The 26,197-nt window shown below is 70.9% G+C and carries 19 protein-coding genes; 4 read left to right on the top strand and 15 right to left on the bottom strand.

The annotated features are described in order from the left end of the window. Positions 1-77: 77 nt before the first annotated feature. Together OG828_RS16100 and OG828_RS16105 are read right to left on the bottom strand one after the other, a co-directional pair. Positions 78-3,095 carry a putative bifunctional diguanylate cyclase/phosphodiesterase gene (locus tag OG828_RS16100; protein WP_328501529.1) on the bottom strand — a complete coding sequence of 1,006 codons (3,018 nt, stop codon included), beginning with the start codon at positions 3,093-3,095 and terminating at the stop codon, positions 78-80. A 384-nt stretch (positions 3,096-3,479) separates the two neighbouring features. Next, positions 3,480-4,478, bottom strand: a complete 999-nt coding sequence (locus OG828_RS16105) for a 2-hydroxyacid dehydrogenase (RefSeq protein WP_328501530.1) — start codon at positions 4,476-4,478, stop codon at positions 3,480-3,482. Between the two features lie 251 nt (positions 4,479-4,729). Between OG828_RS16105 and OG828_RS16110 the strand changes: the two genes are divergently transcribed. Together OG828_RS16110 and OG828_RS16115 are read left to right on the top strand one after the other, a co-directional pair. After that, a complete protein-coding gene (locus tag OG828_RS16110) occupies positions 4,730-5,728 on the top strand; it encodes an aldo/keto reductase (protein WP_328438418.1) in 999 nt (332 codons plus the stop codon). 140 nt (positions 5,729-5,868) lie between these two features. Continuing rightward, complete coding sequence (locus OG828_RS16115) at positions 5,869-7,077, top strand: PQQ-dependent sugar dehydrogenase (protein WP_328501531.1); 1,209 nt, start codon at positions 5,869-5,871, stop codon at positions 7,075-7,077. 9 nt (positions 7,078-7,086) lie between these two features. Here OG828_RS16115 and OG828_RS16120 read toward each other — a convergent pair whose 3' ends face one another. From OG828_RS16120 to OG828_RS16150, 7 genes are all read right to left on the bottom strand, one after another. Then, positions 7,087-7,284, bottom strand: coding sequence for a DUF6191 domain-containing protein (locus tag OG828_RS16120; protein WP_328501532.1), 198 nt, complete (start codon positions 7,282-7,284; stop codon positions 7,087-7,089). Positions 7,285-7,382: 98 nt separating this feature from the next. Beyond that, positions 7,383-10,445, bottom strand: coding sequence for a helix-turn-helix transcriptional regulator (locus OG828_RS16125; protein ID WP_328504879.1), 3,063 nt, complete (start codon positions 10,443-10,445; stop codon positions 7,383-7,385). Positions 10,446-10,576: 131 nt separating this feature from the next. Then, positions 10,577-10,762, bottom strand: coding sequence for a hypothetical protein (locus tag OG828_RS16130; protein WP_328501533.1), 186 nt, complete (start codon positions 10,760-10,762; stop codon positions 10,577-10,579). 197 nt (positions 10,763-10,959) lie between these two features. Next, entirely contained in the window at positions 10,960-11,553 is a 594-nt protein-coding gene (locus OG828_RS16135; protein WP_328501534.1) for a hypothetical protein, read from the bottom strand. A gap of 35 nt (positions 11,554-11,588) precedes the next feature. Beyond that, positions 11,589-12,161 (bottom strand): GNAT family N-acetyltransferase, encoded by a 573-nt coding sequence (locus OG828_RS16140; RefSeq protein ID WP_328356460.1) that lies wholly within the window; start codon positions 12,159-12,161, stop codon positions 11,589-11,591. Beyond that, positions 12,139-14,373, bottom strand: coding sequence for an MMPL family transporter (locus tag OG828_RS16145; protein WP_328501535.1), 2,235 nt, complete (start codon positions 14,371-14,373; stop codon positions 12,139-12,141). The genes OG828_RS16140 and OG828_RS16145 overlap by 23 nt, the downstream gene beginning before the upstream one ends. Positions 14,374-14,568: 195 nt before the next feature. After that, complete coding sequence (locus tag OG828_RS16150; protein ID WP_210577300.1) at positions 14,569-14,856, bottom strand: hypothetical protein; 288 nt, start codon at positions 14,854-14,856, stop codon at positions 14,569-14,571. 191 nt (positions 14,857-15,047) lie between these two features. Here OG828_RS16150 and OG828_RS16155 point away from each other — a divergent pair, with 191 nt between their 5' ends. Both OG828_RS16155 and OG828_RS16160 read left to right on the top strand, forming a co-directional pair. Further along, positions 15,048-15,860: an SAM-dependent methyltransferase gene (locus OG828_RS16155; protein ID WP_328501536.1), complete on the top strand. Its 813-nt coding sequence runs from the start codon at positions 15,048-15,050 to the stop codon at positions 15,858-15,860. Positions 15,861-15,995: 135 nt separating this feature from the next. Beyond that, positions 15,996-17,690: an IS1182 family transposase gene (locus OG828_RS16160; protein ID WP_328501537.1), complete on the top strand. Its 1,695-nt coding sequence runs from the start codon at positions 15,996-15,998 to the stop codon at positions 17,688-17,690. 46 nt (positions 17,691-17,736) lie between these two features. Here OG828_RS16160 and gatB read toward each other — a convergent pair whose 3' ends face one another. The 6 genes from gatB to ligA form a co-directional block, all read right to left on the bottom strand. Further along, positions 17,737-19,251: an Asp-tRNA(Asn)/Glu-tRNA(Gln) amidotransferase subunit GatB gene (gene gatB / locus OG828_RS16165; RefSeq protein ID WP_328356471.1), complete on the bottom strand. Its 1,515-nt coding sequence runs from the start codon at positions 19,249-19,251 to the stop codon at positions 17,737-17,739. Positions 19,252-19,266: 15 nt separating this feature from the next. Then, the gene (locus OG828_RS16170) at positions 19,267-19,506 is read right to left on the bottom strand and encodes a hypothetical protein (RefSeq protein WP_210577297.1); all 240 of its coding nucleotides are present in this window, start codon (positions 19,504-19,506) and stop codon (positions 19,267-19,269) included. Further along, positions 19,503-21,002, bottom strand: coding sequence for an Asp-tRNA(Asn)/Glu-tRNA(Gln) amidotransferase subunit GatA (gatA, locus tag OG828_RS16175; protein WP_328438427.1), 1,500 nt, complete (start codon positions 21,000-21,002; stop codon positions 19,503-19,505). Before gatA ends, OG828_RS16170 begins: the two co-directional genes overlap by 4 nt. A 7-nt stretch (positions 21,003-21,009) precedes the next feature. Beyond that, the gene (gene gatC / locus OG828_RS16180; RefSeq protein ID WP_007384860.1) at positions 21,010-21,306 is read right to left on the bottom strand and encodes an Asp-tRNA(Asn)/Glu-tRNA(Gln) amidotransferase subunit GatC; all 297 of its coding nucleotides are present in this window, start codon (positions 21,304-21,306) and stop codon (positions 21,010-21,012) included. Between the two features lie 171 nt (positions 21,307-21,477). Further along, positions 21,478-23,721 carry a putative bifunctional diguanylate cyclase/phosphodiesterase gene (locus tag OG828_RS16185; RefSeq protein ID WP_328501538.1) on the bottom strand — a complete coding sequence of 748 codons (2,244 nt, stop codon included), beginning with the start codon at positions 23,719-23,721 and terminating at the stop codon, positions 21,478-21,480. Between the two features lie 269 nt (positions 23,722-23,990). Next, positions 23,991-26,183, bottom strand: coding sequence for an NAD-dependent DNA ligase LigA (gene ligA, locus OG828_RS16190; protein ID WP_328501539.1), 2,193 nt, complete (start codon positions 26,181-26,183; stop codon positions 23,991-23,993). Positions 26,184-26,197 lie beyond the last annotated feature (14 nt).

Consider the following 26,197-nt stretch of genomic DNA (forward strand, 5'->3'; position numbering starts at 1 on the left):
GAAGGGCACTGCCGCCTCCGAGAACAGCGGGCACACCACCACCGGTGTACACCCCCGAGCCCCTTTCCATTGTTCGTTCACCTCCGGGGCGCCACAGTCGGTGTCGAGGCCGCGACCGTGCTCAACCCTTCGGGCCTGCGCGCGGTCGCACCCTCGACACCGACGCGCCCCTGCGGTTCTCTCACGCCACCCGCGAACGCGGGCTCGGCCGGGCCGTGCGGGACCGGGTAGTGGCCGGAAGCCAGTGCTCGGCGCAGCCGGTACTCGTCCAGCGGACCGGAGAACGCCATGCCCTGCCCATGGGTGCAGCCCATCGCGCGCAGGGCCACGACCTGCTCCGGAAGGTCCACGCCGTCGGCCACGGACTGCAGCCCCAGATCACCGGCGATCCGCAGCAGCCCACTGGTGATCTTGTGCAGCCGAGCCGACTCGACGACGCCCTCGACCAGGGAGCGGTCGAGTTTCAGTACGTCGACGGGGAGCCGCCTGAGCGCGGTGATCGCCCCGTATCCGCTGCCGAAGCCGTCGAGGGCGATCCGGACACCCAGCCGGTGCAACACCCCCAGGCGTCGCTCCAGCTCGTCCAGGGACACCCGCCCATCGGTGTCCGCCAGCTCGATCACCAGCGCCCCGGACGGCAGCCCGTGCCGGGTGAGCAGCGCCTCGATCGAGCCGAGCGGCATCGAGCGGTCCAGCAGCCGCCGGGCACTCACCCGTACGGTCACCGGGACGGCCGACCCCGTCGTGGCCCGCTCGGCGGCCTGCTCGACGGCCTCCTCGAGCACCCAGCGGCCCAGCTCCTGCGTCTTGTCGCTGTCCTCGGCCACCCGCAGGAACTCGGCCGGGGTGAACAGCACCCCCTGCGAGGAGCGCCAGCGCGCCTGGGCGGCGACCGATGTGATCCGGCCGTTCTCCAGACAGACGACGGGTTGGTGCAGCAGCGCGAACTCGCCGTCGTGCAGCGCGGCCCGCAGGCGCGTGGCCAGCTCCGCCTTCCTTACGACGTCCTGCTGCATCTGCGGTGCGTACAGCTCCACGCGGCCCTTGCCGGCCGCCTTGGCGCGGTACATGGCGAGGTCGGCGTTGCGCTGGATCTCGCCCGCGCCCAGGCCCGCCTCGGCGAAGGCGACGCCGATGGAGGCGTTGACCCGGACATCGTTGCCGTCGATGAGATACGGCTGCGAGAGCGTGGCCCTGAGGCGGTCGGCGAGCTCCAGTATGTGACGTTCGCGGGAGGCGCGGTCACGGGTGCCGTCCCCGACGATCAGGGCCGCGAACTCGTCGCCGCCCAGGCGGGCCGCGGTGTCGCCCTGGCGGACGCCGTCCTGGAGTCTGCGGGCGGCCTGGACGAGCAGCTCGTCCCCGGCCTGGTGCCCGATCGTGTCGTTGACCGCCTTGAAGCCGTCGAGGTCGATGAAGAGGACGGCCGTACCGGCGAGTGCGGCGCCCCGGTCGGAGGCGCGTCGGCCGGACAGGGCCTGCTGGACGCGGTGGGTGAACAGAGCTCGGTTGGGCAGGTCGGTGAGCGGGTCGTGTTCGGCGTTGTGCTGGAGCTGCGCCTGCAGGCGCACTCTTTCGGTCACGTCCCGGCTGTTGAAGATCAGTCCGCCGTGGTGGCGGTTGACGGTGGACTCGACATTGAGCCAGCCGCCGTCGCCGGCCTTGAAGCGGCACTCGATGCGCGTCGTGGGTTCTTCGAGCGGGCTGGCGGCAAGGAAGCGGCGCACCTCGTGCACCACGCAGCCCAGATCCTCCGGGTGGATGAGATCGGCCAGTTCCGTACCCACGAGGTCCTCGGCGGGGCGGCCGTAGACCCCGGCGGCGGCCGGGGAGACGTACCGGAGGATGCCGTTGGGTGCGGCGATCATGATGACGTCGCTGGAGCCCTGCACCAGGGAACGGAAGTGGTTCTCCTTCTGCGCCAGTTCCTGGGTGAGGGTGATGTTGTCGAGCAGCATGATGCCCTGGCGCACCACGAGGGCGAGCACGACCGTGCCGCCGGTGAGGAGCACCACGCGGTCGACGCTGCGGCCGTTGAGGACGTTGTAGAGGATCCCCAGGGTGCAGACCGCGGCGGCGAGATACGGCGTGAGGGCGGCCAGCGAACCGGCGATGGGCCGGGTGGCCGGATACCGGCTGTGATCACCTCCCTGCGGGGGTGTGTGGTGGTGGCCGCCGCCACGCTGTCCGGGCAGGTGCTCGTGCACCACGCGCGTGTGCCCCTCGTCCTCCGGTTGCCCGTGCCGCGGTGCGGACCAGGGGGCGTACGCCAGGAGCAGCGAGCCGGCGAACCACCCCGCGTCCAGCAACTGGCCGGAACGGTAGGTGTGGTGCAGCAGCGGTGAGGTGAACAGGGCGTCGCACATCACGGTCAGGGCGAGCGCGCCGATCGCGGTGTTCACGGCGGTGCGGTTGCCCGAGGAGCGCCGGAAGTGCAGCGCGAGCACCATGCTGACCAGGGCGATGTCCAGCAGCGGGTAGGCCAGCGACAGCGCGGTGTGCGCCACGCTTGCCCCCCCATGGGAGTCGACCTTCGCCGCCTGGGCGAGCGCGAGGCTCCACGACAGCGTCAGCAGCGAGCCGCCGATCAGCCAGGCGTCGAGGCCGAGGCAGACCCAGCCCGCCTTCGTCACCGGCCGTTTGGCGAGGACCAGCAGGCCCACGATGGCGGGCGGTGCGAAGCAGAGGAAGAACAGGTCGGCGTAGCTGGGGCTGGGCACGGGCTGTCCGAGGACCACCTCGTACCACCCCCAGACCAGGTTGCCGAGGGCTGCCATCGCCGAGGAGAGTGCGAACAGCAGCCAGGCGGGCCGAAACCGGATGCGCCGGCTTCGGGCGTAGAGAAAACAGGACACGGCCGCGGCGGCCGCCGCGGCGCTCAGACCGAAGTCACCCATGATCAGTGCGACTTGGTGCGAGCCCCAGCCGAGCGCGGAACCGACGGCGTATCCCGCGCACACCAGGGCCAGTGACAGTTGGAGGACGGGGCGAGACCCGCCGCCGGAGGACGGTGGCCGGGCCAGCAGCGCCCGCGCCGGGCGCCGCGCGCGCAGCGCTCCGTCGAGGGTGGTCGTGGTGGGCAGCGGCGACGTCACCGGGCCCTCCCGGTCCGCGCCGCTCCGGGGTCCCGGGGGTCCCGGTGCACCGGGTGCGCATGCCTCCTGCGGCTGCTGTGCCTGCGGTGGTGATGGCTGTGGTGATTGAGGTGATGGCCGCGTCTGCGCGCGGCGGTGCCCCAGGGCCGCCGCCGGCGGCCTCGCCGCGTCGGATCGTTCGTCCATAGGCCGTGCATCGCCCGTCGCCCCCCTCACAGTCTGAAATGTCCATCCCCGGCGCCGAACGGTGCGCGGCGCATCCCCTGTCGGGACGATACACCAGTCTCGTCACTCAGGGACATAGTCTCTCTACGCTCCGTGACGACCAGCGGCGATGTGGGCACGTACCGCTTTCGAAGGACTGCGGAGGGTACTCGAAGCGGATTACATGCCCGTTTCGTCCGGCTCCTGTGTGCTCGCGGCATCCGTCGGCCGTATGCCGGTCGCGCCTGTCGTAAGGATCACGTTCCGCAGCGGCTCGTGGTTCACGAAACGGCTCAACTGGTCCGTGAGAAGCCGCTTGGCGCGCGGCAGGAAGGCGGATGTGGGCCCGCCGACGTGGGGGCTGATGAGCACGCCGGGCGCGCGCCACAGGGGGTGTTCGCGGGGCAGCGGTTCGGGGTCGGTGACGTCGAGGGCGGCGGTGATGCGGCGGCTCTCCACTTCGGCGAGCAGGGCCTTGGTGTCGACGACCGCGCCGCGGGCGACGTTGACGAGGAGCGCGCCGTCCTTCATCCGGGCCAGGAAGTCGGAGTTGACCAGGTGGCGGGTGTTTTCGGTCAGGGGCGTGGACAGGATGACGACGTCCGCCTCGGGCAGCAGGGCGGGCAGTTCGGTGAGCGGGTGCACCAGGCCGCGCGCCGTGGTGCGCTCAGAGCGCGCGACGCGCGCCACCCGCGCGAGTTCAAAAGGCGCGAGCCGGTCCTCGATGGCGGCGCCGATCGAGCCGTATCCCACGATGAGCACGTTCTTGTCGGCCAGCGCCGGCCGGAACCCGCCGAGCCACTCGCCCCGTTCCTGCGCCCGCACGAAGTCGGGGACACCGCGCAGTGAGGCGAGGATCAGGGTGAGCGTGAGCTCGGCGGTGCTCGCCTCATGCACCCCGCGCGCGTTGCACAGCCGTACGCCGGGTCGCAGATGCCTCAGCCCCGACTCCACATGATCGATACCGGCGGACAGGGTCTGCACGACCTGGACGGACGCCATCTCGGGCAACGGACGCTGCCCGATCGCGGGCGCCTTCATATAGGGCACCACGTAGTAGACGCAGTCGGCAGGGTCCGCGGGGAAGTCCTCACCACCGTTCCAGAAGCGGTAGTTCGGCCCTTCCGGGAGCCCTTCGATCTCTTCCGGCGGGATGGGCAGCCATACGTCAGCAGTCATGCCAGGAGGCTAGGGCCTGTCCGGCGGATCAGGTCGGAGGAAAGCGGCGCTTCCTGGTCAGCGCGGGTGAGCGGGGCCTGGGACGTGCAGCTCCAAGGCGGAGGAGGGAGCCATGGCGACTGACGACAACGCGGCAGATGTGCGTGCCAGGCCCCGCGTCTCCGGCAGGATCCGCCGGACAGGCCCTAGGTCAGGGGTGCGAGGGCGCAGAGGTTAGGTTGGGGGCTCGGGAGAGGGAGGGTTACGGGCAGGTGGAGCGCAGGACGATCGGTGCGGCGGCGCTCGTGGTGGGGGCCGTCGGACTCGGGTGCATGCCGATGAGCTGGGCGTACAGCGGCTCGCGGCAGCGGGGCGACGAGTCGCTCAGGGCCGTGCACCGGGCGCTCGATCTGGGCTCGAACCTGCTCGACACGGCCGACATGTACGGCCCGTTCACCAATGAGCTGCTGCTGGGGCGGGTGCTGAAGGAGCGCCGCGAGGACGCCTTCGTGTCGACGAAGGTCGGCCTGCTGGTCGGCGAGCAGCACGTGGTGGCCAACGGGCGGCCGGGCTATGTGAAGCGGGCGTGCGACGCGTCGCTGCGGCGACTGCAGACCGACTACATCGACCTCTACCAGCTGCACCGAGCGGACCCGGAGGTTCCGGTCGAGGAGACCTGGGGCGCGATGGCGGAGCTGGTCCAGGCCGGAAAGGTACGGGCGTTGGGGCTGTGCGCGGTGGGCGCGCGCTCCGGGCGGCGGCCGGGGGCCCGGCTGCACGACGCGACGGTCCGGCAGCTGCAGCGGGTGCAGCAGGTCTTCCCGGTGAGCGCGGTGCAGGCGGAGCTGTCGGTGTGGTCGCCGGAGGCGCTGGAGACGCTGCTGCCGTGGTGCGAGGCGCGCGGCGTCGGTTTCCTGGCGGCGATGCCGCTCGGCAACGGCTTCCTGACCGGCACGCTGACACCCGGCGAGGGCTTCGAACCGGACGACGTCCGGGCCCGTCACCCCCGCTTCACGGCCGAGATGATGGCCGCGAACCAGCCGATCGTGGCCGGTCTGCGCCGCGTGGCACTTCGCCACGGCGAGGACATCACGCCCGCCCAGGTTTCCCTGGCGTGGGTGCTGGCCCAGGGACGGCACGTGGTCGCGGTGCCGGGCGCCAAGCAGGAACGCTGGGTGGCGGAGAACGCGGCGGCGGCCGGGGTGGGGCTCACGGTGCGGGACCTGGCGGAGGTGGCGGAGCTGCCGGGGGCACAGGGGTCCTGGGACTGAAACGGCGGGGTTGCGGACGTCGGGTGCTGACGTCGGGTTGCGCACGTTTCGGGATGTGCTGGTGCCGATGTCCCGAGCTTGGTCGGCCGGGCGGTGATTCGGGATTGGTTGATCGGGAACCTGTGGGGCGCGAGCGGTGTATGACAAGTAGAACTCGCCGCGTCGAAGGGACCATGATCGTGCAACGTCGAGCTGTGGCGGCCGTATTGGCCGCCGCCACACTCCTGCTGACGGCCGGCTGCTCCTCCGACGACGGAGGCTCGGGATCGTCGGCCGGCGAGGAGAGCGCATCAGCTGGTGGTACGAGCCCGCAGTCCTCGCCCTCGGGACAGGCCGCCGAGGCGACCCCGCCCGCGAAGGGCTCGGTGAAGGTCGTGCGCACGGTCACCGAGGACCTGAACAGCCCCTGGGGCCTGGCCCCGCTCCCCGACGGCGACCTGCTGGTCTCCTCACGCGACGAGGCCACGATCACCCGGGTCGACACGGAGACGGGCAAGAAGACCGAGCTGGGCGAGGTGCCCGGGGTGTCCCCGGCGGGAGAGGGCGGCCTCATGGGCCTCGCGCTCTCCCCGGACTACGCCTCGGACCACATGGTCTACGCGTACTTCACCTCGGCCTCGGACAACCGCATCGTCCGCATGCTGTACGAGGAGGGGCAGCCGTCCGGCGAGCAGCTCGGCGCGCCCGACACGATCTTCCGGGGCATCCCCAAGGGCTTCATCCACAACGGCGGCCGGATCGCCTTCGGCCCGGACAAGATGCTGTACGCGGGCACGGGCGAGAGCGGTGAGGAAGGCCTGTCCCAGGACAAGGAATCCCTCGGCGGCAAGATCCTCCGCCTGACACCGGAGGGCGATCCGGCGCCGGGCAACCCGTTCTCGAACTCGCCCGTCTACTCCTACGGCCACCGCAATGTGCAGGGTCTCGCCTGGGACTCCAAACAGCGCCTGTTCGCCGCGGAGTTCGGCCAGGACACCTGGGACGAGCTGAACGCGATCAAGCCGGGCGACAACTACGGCTGGCCGGAGGCCGAGGGCAAGTCCGACAACTCCGCCTACCACAACCCCATAGCCCAGTGGGGCACGGACGACGCCTCCCCCAGCGGCATCGCCTACGCCGAGGGCTCCGTCTGGATGGCGGGCCTGAAGGGCGAACGCCTCTGGCGCATCCCCCTGAAGGGCACGGAGGCCTCGGCCGACCCCCAGGCCTTCCTCGAAGGCGAGTACGGCCGACTGCGCACGGTGGTCTCAGCGGGCGGCGACAAGCTGTGGCTGGTGACCAGCGAGACCGACGGGCGCGGCTCCCCGTCAGGCGGCGACGACCGGATCCTGGAGGTGCAGGTGCGGTAGGACCGCCTCTCACTCCCCGGCGGCGGACTCCGTATCGTCCTCATCCGCCGTCGGCTGCCGTACGACGACCTTCCCGGACGCCAGATCTATCGGCCCGCGCCCGGGGTCCCCGTCCCCGACATCCTCCCGGGTCAGCTCCAGCCGGTTCTGCTCGTCACGGGTGTGCTTGCGGCCCGGAGCAAAGAGCTCCTCGAACATGTTGAACACGGCGCCTCCTGCCGGTCCCCTACAGCGTACGCGGCACCGGATGCCGGGGTGGGGCGCGAGAGCGGCTTCCCGTCGCCGTGAACCGGGCACGGTGCGCCTCACCTCGCCGCGGGAGCCGGAGCCGGGGTGGAGTCGGGGGCGAACAACCCCAGCCGATGCGCCACCGCCGCCGCCTCTCCCCTGCCCGAGACGCCGAGTTTGGACAGGATGTTGGAGACGTGGACGCTGGCGGTCTTCGGGGAGATGAAGAGTTCCTCGGCGATCTGGCGGTTGGTGCGGCCGGCGGAGACCAGGCGCAGGACGTCGCGTTCCCGGCCGGTGAGGCCGAGGGCGTCGGCGGGGTCGGCAGGGGTGAGCGATTGTTTGGGGGTGTGGGTCAGAGGGAGGCGGGCGCGCTGGGCGAGCAGGGCGGCCGCGTCGGCCAGTGGGCGGGCGCCGAGGTGGTCGGCGACGGCATGGGCGAGACGCAGCAGCTCGGCGGCCCGGTCACGTTCGTCCTCGCCGCCGGACGGCAGCAGGGCCTCGGCGAGGCGATACCGGACGCGGGCGAGATCGTAGGGCCGGTCGAGGCATTCGAAGGCGGCGACGACCTCGGCCCAGTCGTCCGGGGTGCAGCGCGCCTCGGCCCGCAGCAGTTCGGTGCGGACCCAGCGTTCGTACGCCTGCCAGACGGGGACGTTCGCGGCCAGGGACTTGGCGGCGGTGCGGATGCGGTCGAGGATCTCGGACCGGCCCGCATCGACGGTGTGCAGGCCGCGTGCGTCGGCCTCCGCGGTGGCGGCGATGAGGAGCACGGGCCAGGCGTAGCGCTGGGTGCCGGGTGGGAAGCCGGTGTCCAGGACGTGCCGGAGTTCGGCGCGGGCGTCGAGGAGGCGGCCCTCGGCGACGGCGATGCCGACCGCGAGGCGGGCCAGCGGCAGCTCGTGCTGGGGCACCTTGTCGTGGGTGCCGAAGTGGCCGCGGGCCGCGGACAGTTGACGGCCGGCCTCGGCCAGGTCACCGCGGGCGAGTGCGAGCAGGGCATGGGTCTTGGCGCGGAAGGCGCGGGGCTTGGCGCTCTGGCCGACGCGCTCGGAGGCGTCGGCGGCTTCGGCAGCCTCGGTCCACCGGCCCAGAGAGTGGAGGGAGTCGGCGAGGTTGCCCCATACCCAGGCCTCGGTGTCCGGCAGGCCCAGTCCCCGGGCGAAATCGACGCCCTCCTGGAGCACGGCGACGGCCTCCTGCGAGCGGCCGATGCCTTCCAGGTGGGAGGGCAGGTTCACAAAGGCGCGGCCCATCACGGATACGTCGCCGAGCGTGGCCACCTGCTCCTTGACCCGGTACACCTGGGCGAGGCCGGGCTCGATGTCACCGGAGTCGACCATGAGCCCGCCGAGGGTCAGCCGTGCGTTCATCTCGATGTCGCGGGCGCCGACCATGCGGGCGTACTCCACGGCGCGTTCGGCGGCGGTGAGCGCGTCGGGGCCCGGGTTGTGCAGCATCGACCAGTTGGCGACCGAGGAGAGGACCTCGGCATGCACTTCGGAGGGCGGCAGGCCGCGTACGAGGCTCTGGGCGGTGGCGAGTTCCTGCCATCCGTCGCCGCGGCCGAGGGCCTGGATCAGCCGGGCCCGCTGGTTCCAGAACCAGGCGGCGCGCAGGGAGTCTCCCTCGTCCTCCAGCACCCGGATCGCCCGCTTGGTGATCTTCAGGGCGCGTTCCCGCTCCCCGCACAGCCGCCCGGCGACGGCGGCCTCGGCCATCAGGTCGAGGGAGCGCAGCGGGGTGGTGGCGGGGTCGCAGCCGCAGGGGGGATGGACCTCGGTGTAGTCGACGGGGCGCAGTGTGGCCCGGATCTCCTCGGGGGCGGTGTCCCACAGCTCCATCGCCCGTTCCAGCAGCCGCAGTTGCTCGGAGTAGGCGTGCCGGCGGCGGGCGGTGACGGAGGCGGCGAGGACGGCTGGCAGGGCCTTGGCGGCGTCATGGGCGTGGTACCAGTAGCTGGCCAGGCGCATGACCCGCTCGTCGGCGGGGACCAGCGTGGGGTCGGCCTCCAGGGCTTCGGCGTAGCGGCGGTTGAGCCGGGAGCGCTCGCCGGGCAGCAGATCGTCGCCGACGGCCTCGCGGACCAGGGAGTGACGGAAGCGGTAGCCGTCCCTGTCGGGGGCGGCGCTGAGGATGTTGGCGTTCACGGCGGCCCGCAAGGCCTCGATCAGGTCGTCCTCGGCGAGCCCGGCGATGGCGGCGAGCAGCCGGTACTCCACGGCGGAGCCGCCCTCGGCGACGATCCGGGCGACCCGCTGGGCGCTCTCGGGCAGGCCCTCGACCCGGACGAGGAGCAGATCGCGCAGGGAGTCCGTGAGCCCGGTGCGCGAGCCCTCGGCGGCGGAGACGGCGAGTTCCTCCACGAAGAAGGCGTTGCCGTCGGAGCGCTGGAAGATCTCGTCGACCTGGGCGGGATCGGGCTCGGCGGCGAGGATGCCGGCGATCTGGCGGCTCACTTCCTCGCGGCTGAAGCGGCCGAGTTCGATACGGCGGACCGTGCGCAACCGGTCGAGTTCGGCGAGCAGGGGGCGCAGTGGATGGCGGCGGTGGATGTCGTCGGAGCGGTAGGTGGCGAGGACGACGAGGCGGCCGGTGCGCAGCGTGCGGAACAGGTAGGCGAGGAGGTGGCGGGTGGAGGCGTCGGCCCAGTGCAGGTCCTCCAGCGCGACGACGACGGTGTGGTCGGCGGCGACGCGCTCCAGCAGCCGTGCGGTGAGTTCGAAGAGGCGGGCCATGGCCTCTTCGTCGTCCCGGCCCGTGGCCCGCGCGCTGGATGTCTCGCCCATCTCGGGCAGCAGCCGGGCCAGTTCCTCCTCCTGTCCCGCGGCGGCCGTGGCCAGCTCGTCGGGCAGGGCGCGGCGCAGGGCGCGCAGGGCGGCGGAGAAGGAGGCGAAGGGCAGTCCGTCGGCGCCGATCTCGACACAGCCGCCCAGCGCGACGACCGCGCCCTGCCGGCACGCCGCGGTGGCGAACTCCTCGACGAGCCGCGTCTTGCCGACCCCGGCCTCACCGCCGATCAGTAACGCCTGCGGCTCGCCGGCTGCGGCGCCGGCGAGCGCGTCGTTCAGCATGTCCAGCTCGTCACCACGGCCGACGAAGACGGGACTTACGGACCTGGTCTCCACAGCCCCGAGCATCGCACGGGGGTCCGACAACGCGGGACCGGTTTTCTCCGGGGTGCTCGTCGGGTCAGCGGTCTGGGCCGGAGTGCGAGCGAGGGCCGTACCGATGGTCGGTACGGCCCCTCCACCCCCGCCCTCCCCCGCGCTCATGCGACCCGGGCGAACCGGTGCCGGCGCGGGCGGTGCGTATGGCTGTCCGGCTCGGCGGTGCGCCGTGCCGCTTCGCGGCGGGCGGCGCGGCGAGCGCGGACGGCCTCGCGGGCCAGCCGCTCCTGCTCTGCCTCGCGGATGAGCTCGGCGGAGCGGAGCTGCTGCATCTCGTACTCGTACATGGTGTCTCCCCTGGTGAGCGTCGGTTTCGGGTCTCGCTCTCTGCGATGCCTCTACCTTCGTCTGCCAGGGGGGTCCGCCACATCGGGAGAGTTCCGCATCTTCGGCGGTGGGCGGGGCCTTAGACGTGCGTGAGGGGCCCCAGGAACTCCGTAAGGTGCTTACGGATGCCCTAAGACCCCTCAGGACCTGCGGTGGTTCAGCCGGCGGACGGCACTCCGAGCCAGACGCCGGTGTACTTGAGGACCGCGAGGAGCAGGCCGATGACGCCGAGCGAGACGCCCGCCCAGGAAACCGACTTGATCCAGACCGGCTGCGGCTTGCCCGGGACGCCGAACGCCGGACGGGCGAGGACCGCGACGCCGACGAGCAGGGCGACGAGCGCGAAGGTCCCGGCCCACAGCGCGGTGGCCTCCCAGGCGTCGCCGTAGACCGACTGGAGCTGCGTGGCGACGCTCGCGCTCTGCGAGGCCTGCATCTCCAGCTGGCCGTTGATCTCCACGCGCGCCGAGGCCACCGTGCCGACCCAGCTGCCGGTCAGCGAGACCAGGCCGAGCGCGGCGGCGACGATGGCGCCGGCGCCCTGACCCACTCCGGACGACTCCTTCACCTGGGCCACGGGAAGCTCGTCATCGTCATCGTCCTCGGCGGACTCGATGTCGGACGGCTCGGCCGTGCCCTCGGCCTCGGTCCCGGTCTCTTCGTCGGCCTTGGTGACGTCCACCTTCTCCTCGTCGGTCGTGGCCTCGGTGCCCGTCTCGACACCGGTTTCGTCGTCTGTCTTGGTTCCCATGCTGCGCACCGTACGGATCCTGTCTGAGAAGTCTCTTAATGATCGCTGTCAGCGGCACGCGCGCGTGCTTCACGCCATTCGGGGGCGAGGATCGACCACACCTCCAGGTCGTGCCTTACGCCACCATAGGGGTGCGCCTCCCGCCGTGTGCCGTCGCGGGTCATTCCGAGCCGCCGGGCCACGTTCAGGCTGGCCGTGTTGCCCGCGGCGGCCACCCATTCGATGCGGTGGATGCCGCGCTGCTCGACGGCGAAGTCGATGAGGACCCGCATCGCGCGCGTGACGAGCCCGCGGCCCGTGCCGGCGGGCTCCAGCCAGCAGCCGACCTCGCCGTTGCCGTGCTCGGCGTCGAAGTTCAGGAAGAGCACCCCGCCCACGAGCTTGCCGTCCAGCCAGATGCCGTGCAGGGAACCGGTGTCGGCGGCCCGCATGTCGGCGTACCGCTGGAGGGTCTGCCGTGCGGACGGCACGTCCGTGGCCTTGGAGCCGAAGGGGACGTACTGGTTGATGAACTCCCGCCCGCGCTCCAGGTGGGCCAGGAACTCCTCGGCGTGCCAGGGCTCCAGGGGCCGCATTTCAGCGTCGTCACCCAGGGATATCGCGTACATCCTGATCCCGCTCCTTCTCCAGCTGCTCCACGACGTCGACGCCGGCGAGCCTCTCATGGGCGGCGCGGGACTCGGGCGGCTCGATGCTGATGCGCGGGAGGTACTTCTCCAGCGGGCGCGGCAGCCACCAGTTGGCGCCGCCGAGCAGGTGCATGAGGGCCGGCACCAGCAACGTACGCAGGACGAAGGCGTCGAGGGCGACGGCGGCGGCCAGCGCGATGCCGAACATGGCGATCACGCGGTCGCCGCTGAGCACGAAGGCGAGGAAGACCGAGATCATGATGACGGCGGCGGAGTTGATCACCCGGCTGGTCTCGGCGAGGCCGATGCGGACGGCCCGCCGGTTGTCGCCGGTCTCCAGCCACTCCTCGTACATCCGGCTGACCAGGAAGACCTGGTAGTCCATGGAGAGGCCGAACAGCACCGACACCATGATGACCGGCAGGAACGGCTCGATCGGTCCCGCCCGCCCCAGCCCCAGCAGCTCGCTCCCCCACCCCCACTGGAAGATCGCGACGACGACACCGAACGCGGCGGCGACGGCGGCCACGTTCATCGCGGCGGCCTTCAGCGGGATGCCGACGGACCGGAAGGCGAGCAGGAGCAGCAGACAGCCGAGGCCGACGACGACGCCCACGAACAGCGGCAGCTTGCCGACGATGACCTCGGCGAAGTCGTCGTAGGCCGCCGTCACTCCGCCGACGTGCACATCCAGCGAGGTGCCCGTCTCGGCACGCGGCAGCACCTCGGTGCGCAGCCGGTCGACGAGAGCGCTGGTCGTCTGCGACTGCGGCGAGGACTGCGGGACGACGGTCAGATACGCGGTGTGGCCGCCGGAGCTGTAGGTCACCGGCGTGACGGCCGCGACGCCCTCGGTGGCGTGGAGGGTGGCGTCGAGGTTGTCGAGGGCGAGCTTGTCCTCGGCTCCGTCGACGGCGGTGACGAGGGTGAGCGGCCCGTTGACGCCGGGCCCGAAACCGTCCGCGAGCAGGTCGTACGCCTGCCTGGTGGTCGTCGTCTCGGGATTGTTGCCCTGGTCGGAGGTGCCCAGGCGCAGCCCGAGCGTGGGCAGGGCGAGCAGCGTGATCACGGCGAGGGCGACCGCGCCGAGCTTCTTGGGGTGCCGTTCCACGAAGGCCGACCAGCGGGCCGCGAACCCGGTCGGCAGCTCGGGCTCGGGACCGTGCTCGGCGAGCCTGCGGCGCTCACGGCGGCTGAGCGCCCGCATGCCGATGAAGGACAGCAACGCGGGCAGCAGGGTCACGGCGGCGGCGACCGTGAGGACCACGGTCAGCGAGGCGGCGATCGCGACGCCGTTGAGGAAGTTCAGCCGCAGGATCAGCATGCCCAGCAGGGCGATGCACACCGTGGCGCCCGCGAAGACCACCGCACGCCCGGTCGTCGCGACGGCGCTGGTGACCGACTCGGTGACGGACAGCCCGCGTTTCAGACCGCGGCGGTGCCGGGTCACGATGAACAGCGCGTAGTCGATGCCGACGCCAAGGCCGATCAGCATGCCGAGCATGGGCGCGAAGTCGGCCACGGTCATGACATGCCCGAGCAGCACGATCCCCGCGTACGCCGTGCCGACGCTCACCAGCGCGGTGGCGATGGGCAGCAGCGAGGCGGCGAGCGAGCCGAAGGCGAGGAACAGCACGACCGCGGCGACCGCCACCCCGACGATCTCCGCGAGGTGCCCGCCGGACGACTCGGTCAGCGCGATGGCACTGCCGCCCAGCTCCACCTGAAGCCCGTCGGTCCGCGCCGACTCGGCGGTGTCGACGACGGCCTGCGCCTCGGACCTGTCGATCGACTCGGCCGGGTCGTCGAAGGTGACGGTCGCGTAGGCCGTACGTCCGTTGCCGCTGATCTGCGCCGCGCCCTGGCCGGAGTACGGGCTGATCACGGTGGCCACGCCGGGCAGTTCCGCGATCTCGTTCAGGGTGCGGGTCATGGTCTGTTCGACGTCGGCGGCGCGGACGGTGCCGGACGCGGTGTGCCAGACAACGGTGTCGCTGTCGCCGCCGAGTGCGGGGAAGCCCTCCCGCAGCAGCTGGGTGGCGCGCCCGGACTCGGTGCCCGGGGCCTCGTAGTCGTTCGAGTACGCGGCGCCTGCGACGGCGGCGCCCGCGGTCACCCCGCCGAAAGCGAGGAGCCACAGCAGAACCGCGACCAGGCGGCGTCGGACACACCAGCGTGCGAGGGCTGCCACGAAACGTGCTCCCGGGGGTGGGGATTTGTGGATCTTTGACCGGGAACAGTCGCTCAGGACGTGAACGGCCCGCAAAGAACGTATGAGCAATGCGAGGACCACTCTTGCAGGCGGAAGTGATCGTTCATCGCGTTCGTGGGCTTATTCACAGGAGTGGGAGACAGATCACAGGACAGTAACGGTCACTCTGTCACCTCAGTCGAACTGGTCGCCCAGCGCCATCACCATCGCCCCGATGATCAGCAGCCACAACGCCCTGCGGGTACGTCCCCGGGACCCCAGGACCGACGCGAGCGCGCACACCAGCGCGCCGAAGGCGTACGCCGCCGGAACGACCGTCGGCGCGGAGCCGCCGGCCCGGAGCGCCGATGCGGCCAGACCGGCGAGGGCGAGCAGCACCCCGGTCCCGGCCGCCGTCCAGCGGGCCCGTCGCACCTCCCGCAGGGAGTCCTCGGGGGTCTCGGATTCACCGCTTCCGTTCATGGCGGGCGAGCGTAGCGCCTACCGCTGAGAAACCGGATGCGGGGCGCTGGATGCGGCTGTTAGCTTCCGAAGGTCCTCCGTCCTTCTCGCGGCACCTCGCCGCCGGCCCAAGCAGGTGCGTTGTTTGAGCGTCCGACCGAGCTCCTCCGTATCCCTCTCCGCTTCCCAGGACTCAAGGAGCCCGTTCACCGATGCCAGACATCACCCCGCCGACGATGCGGCCCTCGGATGAGGACCTCACCCAGCGGCTGACCCACGCCCGCTACCCGCGCAGCAACAGCTACGACGCCCGCTGGGTCATCGAGAACCAGATGGGCCCGAACGCGCTGTGGCTGCTGGAGTGGCTGGCCCCCGCCCTCGGCCTGGACACCCTGCGCCCCGGCGCCCGTGTCCTCGATCTCGGCTGCGGCCGGGCCATGACCTCGGTCTTCCTGGCCAGGGAGTACGACACCCAGGTCACCGCCGCCGACCTGTGGATCGACCCCGACGACAACGCCCGGCGGATCGCCGAGGCCGGTTTCGCCGACCGTGTGCTGCCCATGCGCGTCGAGGCGCACGACCTGCCGTTCGCCGAGGGCAGCTTCGACGCGATCGTGAGCATCGACGCGTATCAGTACTTCGGCACGAATGATCTGTATCTGCCCACCCTGGCACGGCTGTTGAAGCCCGGCGGGCGGATCGGTGTCGTCGTGCCCGCACTGCGCCAGGAGCCGGCGGGCACGGAGCCTCCGGCACATCTCAAGCCCTACTGGGAGCCCGACTTCTGGTGCTTCCACACCGCCGACTGGTGGCGACGGCACTGGACACGCTCTGGCGCCGTCGAGGTGGAGACGTCCGACTGGCTGGACGACGGCTGGCGGGACTGGCTGTTGTGGTGCGACGTGGTCGCCGAGGAGAGCCCTGAGGAGTTCCATCGCACGATGGCCCGCCGGGTCGGCGAGACGGTGCGGGTGGACGAGGGCCGCGCGCTGGGCTTCGTACGGCTCGTAGGGCGCCGCACGTAGGTAACCGCTACAGGTAAGGCAACGGCCCCGGAGGACTTGCCGACGCTGTTGGTTAATTTGGGGCCTGCGTGACGTCGGTCTTCAAGACTCGGTTGTGGTCTTGAAGACCGACGTTGTCGTATGGGGTGGGTGTTGATGTCGATGCGTTCGGCCGGGGATGGGGAGATCCCCGGGGAGACGGTGCGGGTAGCGCGGGCGGCGTTCCCGAAGGGCAGTCTGGCGACCCGGCTGCGGGATGAACTGGGCGTGTTGTTCACCGATGAGCAGTTCGCTGATCTCTTCCCGTCCCGGGGCAGGCATGCGTGGTCGCCGGGGCGGCTGGCGCTGGTGCTGGTGTTGCAGTTCGTTGAGGGGCTGACCGACCGGCAGGCGGCGGAAGCGGTCCGCGCCAGGATCGACTTCAAGTACGCGCTCGGGCTGGAGCTCGACGACCCGGGATTCGACTTCTCGGTGCTGTCGGAGTTCAGAGACCGCCTGACCGGCACGGACGGCGGGCGGCGGGTGATGGACGGTGTCCTGGCCGCGGCCAGGGAACGAGGACTGCTCAAAAGCTCGGGCCGGGCCCGCACCGACTCCACCCACGTGCTGTCCGCCGCACGGGAGCTGAACTGGCTGGAGATGGTGGCCGAGACCCTGCGTGCGGCACTCAACGCGGTCGCCCACAACGCCCCGGACTGGCTGGCCGACATTGCCGAGCCGGACTGGTTCCAGCACTACGCCACCCGGATCGATGACACCCGGTTTCCCGCCTCCCGCGCGAAGCGGGCCGAGGTGGCCGAGCGGATCGGCCGGGACGGGATGCGCTTGCTGGCAGCTGTCTTCGACCCCCGTTCTCCCGATGGCCTGCGCGACCTGAACAAGGTGGAGGTCCTGCGGCAGATGTGGATCCAGCACTTTCACCTGGTGGAGGGCGAGGTGCGGCGCAGGGACCCAAAAGACCGCCCGCCGAACGCGACGCGCCTGGTCACCCCGTATGACACCGACGCACGTGGCAGCGTCAAACGCGACATCATGTGGGACGGCTACAAGGTCCACTTCACCGAGACCTGCGAGCCGGACGCCCCGAACCTGATCACGAACGTCACCACGACCGTGGCCACCGTCCAGGACCGGTCGATGGCCGAGACGATCCACACCCAGCTTGCCGCACGTGACTGCCTGCCCGCCGAACACTGGGTGGACGCCGGCTATCCCACCGCCCCCGCCCTGGTCAGCGCCCGACGCGACCACGGCATCGCCCTGCACGGACCCATCCAAGCCGACAACAGCGCCCAGACCAGCGCCGAAGACGGCTTCGCCCAAGACGCCTTCACCATCGACTGGAACAAGCAGCAGGCCGCCTGCCCTGGCGGCCACACCAGCACCACCTGGAGCGAACGGCTCTCCCAGCGCGGCCAGCCGGTACTCCGGGTGGTCTTCTCGGCGAGCGACTGCCGCCCCTGCACCATGCGACAGGCGTGCATCAACACCACCAACGCCAAACGACCCCGTGAACTGCGGCTACGCCGCCAGGACGAACACCACGCGCTGCATGCGGCCAGGGCGGAACAGCAGACCGACGCCTGGAAGGAGCGCTACCAGATCCGCGCCGGTGTCGAGGGCACCATGTCCCAGGCCGTCCTACGCTGCGGCCTGCGCAGGTCCCGCTACCGAGGCCTGGCCAAAACCAGCCTCCAGCACCAGCTCACTGGCGCCGCGATCAACCTCGCCCGCATCGACGCCCACCTCATCGACACACCACGAGCCCCCACTCGCATCAGCCACTTCGCAGCACTTCGCCCCGCCGACCAAGAAGCGGCCAGCGGGGCGAAGTGCCCGGCCCCGAATTAACCAACAGCGTCGGACTTGCCTCCGGGGCCGTACTACGCGTGTGGGCTCAGCCCTCGCTGACGCCCAGCTTCTCCAGGATCAGCTCCTTGACGCGAGCCGCGTCCGCCTGCCCCCGGGTCGCCTTCATGACCGCGCCGACCAGGGCGCCGGCCGCGGCCACCTTGCCGCCGCGGATCTTGTCCGCGATGCCGGGGTTGCCGGCGATGGCGTCGTCGACGGCCTGACCGAGCGCGCCCTCGTCGGAGACCACCTTCAGACCGCGCTTGTCGACGACCTCGTCCGGGGTGCCTTCGCCCGCGAGGACGCCCTCGATGACCTGGCGGGCCAGCTTGTCGTTCAGGTCGCCCTTCGAGACCAGCTCGGCAACCCGCGCGACCTGCACCGGCGTGATGGCCAGCTCGTCCAGCGAGGTGCCGGACTCGTTGGCGCTGCGGGCCAGTTCGCCCATCCACCACTTGCGGGCGGAGGCGGCGTCCGCACCGGCGTCGATCGTGGCGACGATCGCTTCCAGCGCACCGGCGTTGAGGATCGCCTGCATCTCGGTGGCCGAGATGCCCCACTCCTCGCGGAGCCGGTTGCGGCGCACCAGCGGCAGTTCGGGCAGCCGGGCGCGGATCTCCTCGACCCACTCGCGGGTCGGGGCGACCGGCACCAGGTCGGGCTCCGGGAAGTACCGGTAGTCCTCGGCCTCTTCCTTCACGCGGCCCGAGGTCGTCGACCCGGTGTCCTCGTGGAAGTGCCGGGTCTCCTGGATGATCGTCCCGCCGCCGCTGAGGACGGCCGCGTGCCGCTGGATCTCGTAGCGGGCCGCGCGCTCCACGGAACGCAGCGAGTTGACGTTCTTCGTCTCGCTGCGCGTGCCGAACTTCTCGGTGCCGTTCGGGCGCAGCGACAGGTTCACGTCGCAGCGCATCTGCCCCATCTCCATGCGGGCTTCCGACACACCGAGCGCCTTGATGAGCTCGCGCAGCTCACGGACGTACGCCTTCGCCACCTCGGGAGCGCGCTCGCCCGCACCCTCGATCGGCTTGGTGACGATCTCGATGAGCGGGATGCCGGCGCGGTTGTAGTCGAGGAGCGAGTGCGAGGCGCCGTGGATACGGCCCGTCGCGCCGCCGACATGCAGCGACTTGCCGGTGTCCTCCTCCATGTGGGCGCGCTCGATCTCCACGCGGAAGGTCTCGCCGTCCTCCAGCTGTACGTCGAGATAGCCGTTGAAGGCGATCGGCTCGTCGTACTGGGAGGTCTGGAAGTTCTTCGGCATGTCCGGATAGAAGTAGTTCTTCCGGGCGAAGCGGCACCACTCGGCGATCTCGCAGTTCAGCGCGAGACCGATCTTGATCGCGGACTCGACGCCGGTCGCGTTGACGGCCGGGAGCGCGCCGGGCATGCCGAGGCAGACCGGGCAGGTCTGGGTGTTCGGGTCGGCGCCGAGTGTGGTCGAACAGCCGCAGAACATCTTGGTCCTGGTGCCGAGTTCGACATGGACCTCGAGGCCCATGACGGGGTCGTACGACGCCAGCGCGTCCTCGTACGACACCAGGTCGGTCGTGGTGGTCACGGTGAAACTTCCCTCTCAGCCCAGCAGGACGTCGTCGTCGCCCAGCCGCTTCAGTTCGCGGTACAGGATGGCGAGGCCGGTGACGACCGCGACCGCGGAGACGGTGGCGTCGATCAGGACCAGCGTGTCCTTCTCGGCGCGGGCCTTCTTGAGCCGCTTGGCGACGCCGAACGCGCCGAACGCGGTGGTGGCGATCGACAGGTACGTACCGGACTTGGACTTCTTGAAGTCCTTGGCCTTGGACAGCTTGCTCACAGCGACGGTGCCTCCTCCAGAAGCGGGTGCCCCCACTTTTCCACGAAGGCGGCCTCGACGGCTGCCCCCACCTTGTACAGGCGGTCGTCCTTCAGCGCCGGGGCGATGATCTGCAGGCCGACCGGGAGGTTGTCCTCCGGCGCGAGACCGCAGGGCAGCGACATGGCCGCGTTGCCCGCCAGGTTGGTCGGGATGGTGCACAGGTCCGCGAGGTACATCGCCATCGGGTCGTCGGCACGCTCGCCGATCGGGAAGGCGGTGGTCGGCGTCGTCGGCGAGACGATCACGTCGACCTGCTCGAAGGCCTTCTCGAAGTCGCGCGTGATGAGCGTACGGACCTTCTGGGCGCTGCCGTAGTACGCGTCGTAGTAGCCGCTCGACAGCGCGTACGTGCCGAGCATGATCCGGCGCTTCACCTCGGGACCGAAGCCCGCCTCACGGGTGAGGGAGGTGACCTCCTCAGCGGAGTGCGTGCCGTCGTCGCCGGTGCGCAGGCCGTAGCGCAGGCCGTCGAAACGGGCGAGGTTGGAGGAGCACTCGGAGGGCGCGATCAGGTAGTACGCGGAGAGCGCCAGGTCGAAGGACGGGCAGTCCAGCTCGACGATCTCGGCGCCGAGTTCCTTGAGCAGTGCCACGGACTCGTCGAAGCGCTGGATGACCCCGGTCTGGTAGCCCTCGCCGCGGAACTGCTTGACGACGCCGACGCGCATGCCCTCGACGCTGCCGTTGCGGGCGGCCTCGACGACCGGCGGGACGGGTGCGTCGATCGACGTGGAGTCCATCGGGTCGTGCCCGGCGATGACCTCGTGCAGCAGCGCGGCGTCCAGGACCGTGCGGGCGCAGGGCCCGCCCTGGTCGAGGGAGGACGAGAACGCGACCATGCCGTACCGCGAGACGGCCCCGTACGTCGGCTTCACACCGACGGTGCCGGTGACGGAGGCCGGCTGGCGGATGGAGCCGCCGGTGTCGGTGCCGATGGCGAGGGGGGCCATGTGCGCGGCCAGCGCGGCGGAAGAGCCACCACCCGATCCGCCGGGGATCCTGGTGAGGTCCCAGGGGTTGCCGGTGGGCCCGTAGGCGCTGTTCTCGGTGGAGGACCCCATGGCGAACTCGTCCATGTTGGTCTTGCCGAGGATGACGACGTCGGCGGCCTTCAGCCGCTTGGTGAGCGTCGCGTCGTACGGCGGGATCCAGCCCTCGAGGATCTTCGAGCCGACGGTCGTCGGGATGCCCTGGGTGGTGAAGATGTCCTTCAGCGCGAGGGGGACGCCGGCGAGGGGACCGAGCTTCTCGCCCTTCGCCCGCTTCTCGTCGACGGCGCGGGCCTGGGCCAGCGCGCCCTCGCGGTCGACGTGCAGGAAGGCGTGCACCTTCTCGTCGACGGCCTCGATACGGGCCAGGTGGGCCTCGGTGACCTGCACCGCGGTGAGCTCGCCGGAGGCGATCTTCGCGGCGGTCTCGGCGGCGGTGAGCTTGATGATGCTGTTGTCCGTCATGGTGGTCTTAGTCCTCCCCCAGGATCTGCGGCACCTTGAAACGCTGCTGCTCCTGGGCCGGGGCGCCGGAGAGCGCCTGCTCGGGGGTGAGCGACGGACGGACCTCGTCCGCCCGCATGACGTTCGTCAGCGGGAGCGGGTGCGAGGTCGGCGGTACGTCTTGGTCGGCGACCTCACTGACGCGTGCGACCGCGCCGATGATGTCGTCCAGCTGTCCCGCGAAGTGCTCGAGCTCTTCGGGCTTCAGCTCCAGACGCGCCAGCCGTGCGAGGTGGGCGACCTCCTCGCGCGTGATGCCAGGCATGCAGCGATCCTCTGGGGTGAGTGCGTGTGGTTTGGGGCCAATCCTATGGGGAGGGGGCCCATGACCGTGAAACGGTTACAACAGCGCCCCGACAGGGGCGCGGGGAACTGCGCGACCAGCCACGACGAACCCGCGGCCGCCAACGGCGAAGACGCACTCGGCGATGACGCGCTAGTCGGCCGCAGGCAACGCCGCGCGTGGCCGCTGCCACCCCCGAGATCCCCGCGCCCGCAGCCACGCCGTCGTCTCCTCCGCCGGCATCGCGGCCGCGACCAACCACCCCTGAACCGCGTCACAGCGCAGATCCCGCAACCGCTCCCACGTCTCGTCGTCCTCGACGCCCTCGGCGACCACGAGAAGGCCGAGGGAATGGGCGAGATCCACCGTGCACCGCACGATCTCCGCGTCCTCGGCATCGACGGCCAGCCGCGCGACGAAGGAACGGTCGATCTTCAGCTCGCTCACCGGCAGCCGCCGCAGATGCACCAGCGACGAGTACCCGGTGCCGAAGTCGTCCAGCGACATCTTCACGCCGTGCCCGGTCAGCCCGGCAAGCGTGTCGGCGGCCCGCTGCGGATCCTCCAGCAGCACGTGTTCCGTTATCTCGAGCTGGAGCGCCCCCGCGGGAACTCCGTGCCGGGCGAGCCGCGCGGCCACCGAACCCGCGAACCCGGGGGTGTGCACGTCGCGCGGGGACACGTTCACCGCGACCGGCACATACAGCCCCTGTGCCCGCCACCGCGCGACCTGCGCGAGCGCCGTGTCGAGCACGTACTCCGTCAGATGCGGCATCAGCCCGGACGACTCGGCGATCGCTATGAACTCGTCCGGCGGCACCCTCCCGCGCTCCGGGTGCACCCAGCGGACCAGCGCCTCGAGACCGGCGACCTGTCCGTCGAAGCGGACCTTGGGCTGGTAGTGCAGCTCCACCTCGTGCGCGTCGAGCGCGCGCCGCAGATCGCCCAGCAGGCCGAGGCGGTCCGGGGTGTTGGAGTCCCGCTTGGACTCGTAGACCTCCACACCCGTACGGTCCCGCTTCGCCTGGTACATCGCCACGTCCGCCCGGCGCAGCAGACCCTCCGCGTCGAGGGCGTGGTCGGGGAAGACGGCGACTCCGGCGCTGGCCTCCAGGACGAGGGTGAGGCCGTCGAGGTCGAGCGGTGAGCTGAGCGCGGCGACCAGGGCCCGGGCCATCCGGGTCGCGGACGTGGTGGAGTCGGCGACCGGCAGTAAGACGGCGAACTCGTCCCCGCCCAGCCGCGCGGCCTCCGCCCCGCGCGGCAGCGCCACCCGCAGCCGGTCGGCTATCTGCAGCAGCAGCCGGTCACCGGCGAGATGACCGAGCGTGTCATTGACCGACCGGAAGCGGTCGAGGTCAATCAGCATCAGAGCGGACCGTGCGCCGATGCGCTCGGCGTCGTCCAGCGCGGTCCAGATGCGCTCGAGCAGCCACTGCCGGTTGGGCAGCCCGGTGAGCGGGTCGCGCAGCTGCTCCTCGGCGCGGGCCCGGGCTATCCACAGGGTGAAGTCCAGGGCGATGAGCGGGATCGAGAACAGCGGCAGCAGCACCGGCTTGGCCACGGCCACGACACACACCAGCGGTGCGATGCCGAGCAGCGCGACCGTGACCAGGCCCTGTCTGACCAGGGCGGTGCGGGCGACCGTGGGCAGGCCGCCGGTGCGCGGGGCGTGCAGATACCAGAGCAGGGTGCGGGTGACCGCGAGGTAGGCGACCGCGACGAGGATGACTTCGGGGGCGGTGTAGAAGGTCCAGGTGTCGGGGTTCCAGGGGGCCTCGACGGACGGCACCCGGCCGAACGCGGCCAGGACCAGGGCGCCGGCGCCGATGCCGAGGATGTCCACCGCGCCGTGCAGCAGGCCCTGCCGCCAGCGGTTGCGGCGGGCCACGCCGACCAGGACGACGACGGTGAGGCTGACCATTCCGGCGGGCACCCAGCCGTACAGCATCAGGACGGCGAGGGTGAGGGCGGCGCCGGAGCCGGTGCCGCCCCACCAGCGGGCGCGGCCGAGGGCGACCAGGTGGCCGACGATGATGCCGGTCAGCACGGCGAGCGACCAGCCGACGGCGCCGGACGGGAAGAGGGCGTGGTCCAGGGTGAACGCGCGGAAGAAGCCGCCGCCCAGGACGAATCCGGCCGCCGCCATGACCGCGGCGGGCAGTGCGGGCCAGGAGGTGTGCCGTTCCGCGTCGGTGCCCGGCAGTGCGCTGTGCGACCGGTCGGCGGTGAGCTGTGCGGTGTTCTGCGCGTCGGCCGCGGGACGCTGCCCGGCGGTGCGCTCCCCCGTGCCCGGACGCTCCCCGGACCGCCCGCCCCATGGGCTCGCCTGCCATGCGTCGGTGACCCGGCGCAGGCGCAGCCGCGAGTATGGGGCGGCGCTCTCGGTCGGTTCCATTCCCGTCCCTCTCACAGCCGGCGGTGCCCACGCCACGCGGCCCGGTGCCGGACATCCCTCAGCGGCGCCGCGTCAGAAAACCCTTCCCCTCGCCCGTCAAGGCCCTCTCTGAGCAAGGGGATGCCCCAACCGCAGCTGGGCACGGCAGGCGCACCCCTCAACAGTAGGCCGCAGAAGGCTTCCACGGGCAGCGGTCGTCGACGGTTGCCCGATTGCGCCCCGGCCACCCGTATGCATCTGGTATGCGCCGATCGGGTGGCCTTCAACCGCTACTCCTCTGCCGGGAGGGCGACTTCGGCGGCTGCGTCCGGGCCTTGTTCCAGCAGGACGTTGAATCCGTCCTCGTTCAGAACCGGCACCTTCAGCTGCATCGCCTTGTCGTACTTCGAACCAGGATTGTCACCCACAACGACGAAAGACGTCTTCTTCGAAACAGAACCGGTCACTTTGGCTCCCCGGACCTGAAGCGCTTCCTTGGCTCCGTCCCGTGTGAAGTGTTCGAGCGTTCCGGTGACGACGAGGGTGAGTCCTTCCAGCGGACGCGGGCCCTCGTCCTCACCGGCGCCCTCTTCCTCCATACGGACACCTGCCGCCCTCCACTTACGGATGATCTCTTGGTGCCACTCCTCGGCGAACCATTCCTTGAGCGAGGCGGCGATGATCGAGCCGACGCCGTCGGTGTTCGCCAGCTCCTCCTCCGTGGCCTGCTCGATGCGGTCGATCGAGCGGAAGTTGCGGGACAGCGCCTCGGCGGCGACCGGGCCGACATGACGGATCGACAGGCCGGTGAGGATACGGGCGAGCGGGCGCTGCTTGGCCGCGGCGATGTTCTCCAGCATCGCGGTCGCGTTCTTCTTCGGCTCGCCCTGCTGGTTGGCGAAGACCGTGGCGATCTTCTCCTCGCCGGTCTTCGGATCGCGCTTGGGCAGGCCGCTGTCCTGGTCGAGGACGTACGCCTTGATGGGCAGCAGCTGCTCGATGGTGAGGTCGAACAGGTCGCCCTCGTCGGCGAGCGGTGGCTCCGCGGGCTCCAGCGGCTTGGTGAGCGCGGCGGCGGCTACGTAGCCGAAGTGCTCGATGTCCAGCGCCTTGCGGCCGGCGAGGTAGAACAGGCGCTCACGCAGCTGGGCGGGGCAGGTGCGGGCGTTCGGGCAGCGCAGGTCGACGTCGCCCTCCTTCATCGGCCGCAGTGCCGTACCGCACTCGGGGCACTCGGCCGGCATCTCGAACTCGCGCTCGCTGCCGTCCCGCAGGTCGGCGACCGGTCCGAGGATCTCCGGGATGACGTCACCGGCCTTGCGCAGCACCACCGTGTCACCGATGAGGACGCCCTTGGCCTTGACGACGTCCTGGTTGTGCAGGGTGGCGAACTCGACCTCCGAGCCTGCCACCGTCACCGGTTCGACCTGGGCGTACGGCGTGATCCGGCCCGTACGGCCCACGCCCACGCGGATGTTGATGAGCTTGGTGTTGACCTCTTCCGGCGCGTACTTGTACGCGATCGCCCAGCGCGGCGCGCGGGAGGTGGAGCCGAGCCGGCCCTGGAGCGGGATCTCGTCGAGCTTGACGACCACGCCGTCGATCTCGTGCGCCACGGAGTGGCGGTTCTCGCCGTAGTGGGCGATGAACTCCCTTACGCCGTCCAGGCCGTCGACCACCTTGTTGTGCGTGGAGGTGGGCAGGCCCCAGCTCTTCAGCAGGTCGTACGCCTGAGAGAGGCGGGTCAGGCCCTCGAAGCCCTCCAGGGCGCCGATGCCGTGGACCACCATGTGGAGCGGCAGGGTGGCCGTGACCTTGGGGTCCTTCTGGCGCAGCGAACCCGAGGCGGAGTTGCGGGGGTTGGCGTACGGCTTCTCACCGGCGGCCACGCGGCGTGCGTTGAGGTCCTGGAAGGCCTCCATCGGGAAATAGACCTCGCCGCGGATCTCGACGAGCCGGGGAACGCGGTCGCCCTTCAGCCGGTGCGGGATCTCCGCGATCGTCATGACGTTCGGCGTGATGTCCTCGCCGATCCGTCCGGTGCCGCGGGTGGCGGCGCGGGTGAGCCGGCCGTCCTCATAGGTCAGGTTCACCGCGAGGCCGTCGACCTTGAGCTCGCACAGCAGGTGGTAGTCGGTTGTGCCGACGTCCTTGGCGACGCGGTCGGCCCAGGCCGCGAGGCCCTCGTCGTCGAAGACGTTGTCGAGGGAGAGCATGCGCTGGCGGTGCTCGACCTCGGCGAGGTCGGTCTCGTACTCGACGGCGACCTTCTGGGTCGGCGAGTCCGGTGTGCGCAGCTCGGGATGCTCCTCCTCCAGCGCCTCCAGGGTGCGCAGCAGCTGGTCGAACTCCGCGTCGCTGATGACGGGAGCGTCCTTCACGTAGTACCGGAAGCGGTGCTCCTCGATCTGCTCAGCGAGTTGCGCGTGCTGCTCCCGTGCCTCGGCGGGCACCGCCGTCTCCGCTTGCTTGTCGCCGGCCACCGTATTGTCCTCCC

The organism is Streptomyces sp. NBC_00457, from assembly GCF_036014015.1.
Taxonomy (GTDB): Bacteria; Actinomycetota; Actinomycetes; order Streptomycetales; family Streptomycetaceae; genus Streptomyces.

Bases quoted from the DNA above. Each gene is read 5' to 3' on its own strand.
- OG828_RS16135 (WP_328501534.1), bottom strand. From the start codon at position 11,553: ATGGGAACCAAGACAGACGACGAAACCGGTGTCGAGACGGGCACCGAG.
- gatA (WP_328438427.1), bottom strand. From the start codon at position 21,002: ATGACGGACAACAGCATCATCAAGCTCACCGCCGCCGAGACCGCCGCG.
- gatC (WP_007384860.1), bottom strand. From the start codon at position 21,306: ATGCCTGGCATCACGCGCGAGGAGGTCGCCCACCTCGCACGGCTGGCG.
- OG828_RS16130 (WP_328501533.1), bottom strand. From the start codon at position 10,762: ATGTACGAGTACGAGATGCAGCAGCTCCGCTCCGCCGAGCTCATCCGC.
- OG828_RS16105 (WP_328501530.1), bottom strand. From the start codon at position 4,478: ATGACTGCTGACGTATGGCTGCCCATCCCGCCGGAAGAGATCGAAGGG.
- OG828_RS16115 (WP_328501531.1), top strand. From the start codon at position 5,869: ATGACAAGTAGAACTCGCCGCGTCGAAGGGACCATGATCGTGCAACGT.
- OG828_RS16155 (WP_328501536.1), top strand. From the start codon at position 15,048: ATGCCAGACATCACCCCGCCGACGATGCGGCCCTCGGATGAGGACCTC.
- OG828_RS16160 (WP_328501537.1), top strand. From the start codon at position 15,996: ATGTCGATGCGTTCGGCCGGGGATGGGGAGATCCCCGGGGAGACGGTG.
- OG828_RS16150 (WP_210577300.1), bottom strand. From the start codon at position 14,856: ATGAACGGAAGCGGTGAATCCGAGACCCCCGAGGACTCCCTGCGGGAG.
- OG828_RS16185 (WP_328501538.1), bottom strand. From the start codon at position 23,721: ATGGAACCGACCGAGAGCGCCGCCCCATACTCGCGGCTGCGCCTGCGC.
- OG828_RS16125 (WP_328504879.1), bottom strand. From the start codon at position 10,445: ATGCTCGGGGCTGTGGAGACCAGGTCCGTAAGTCCCGTCTTCGTCGGC.
- OG828_RS16140 (WP_328356460.1), bottom strand. From the start codon at position 12,161: ATGTACGCGATATCCCTGGGTGACGACGCTGAAATGCGGCCCCTGGAG.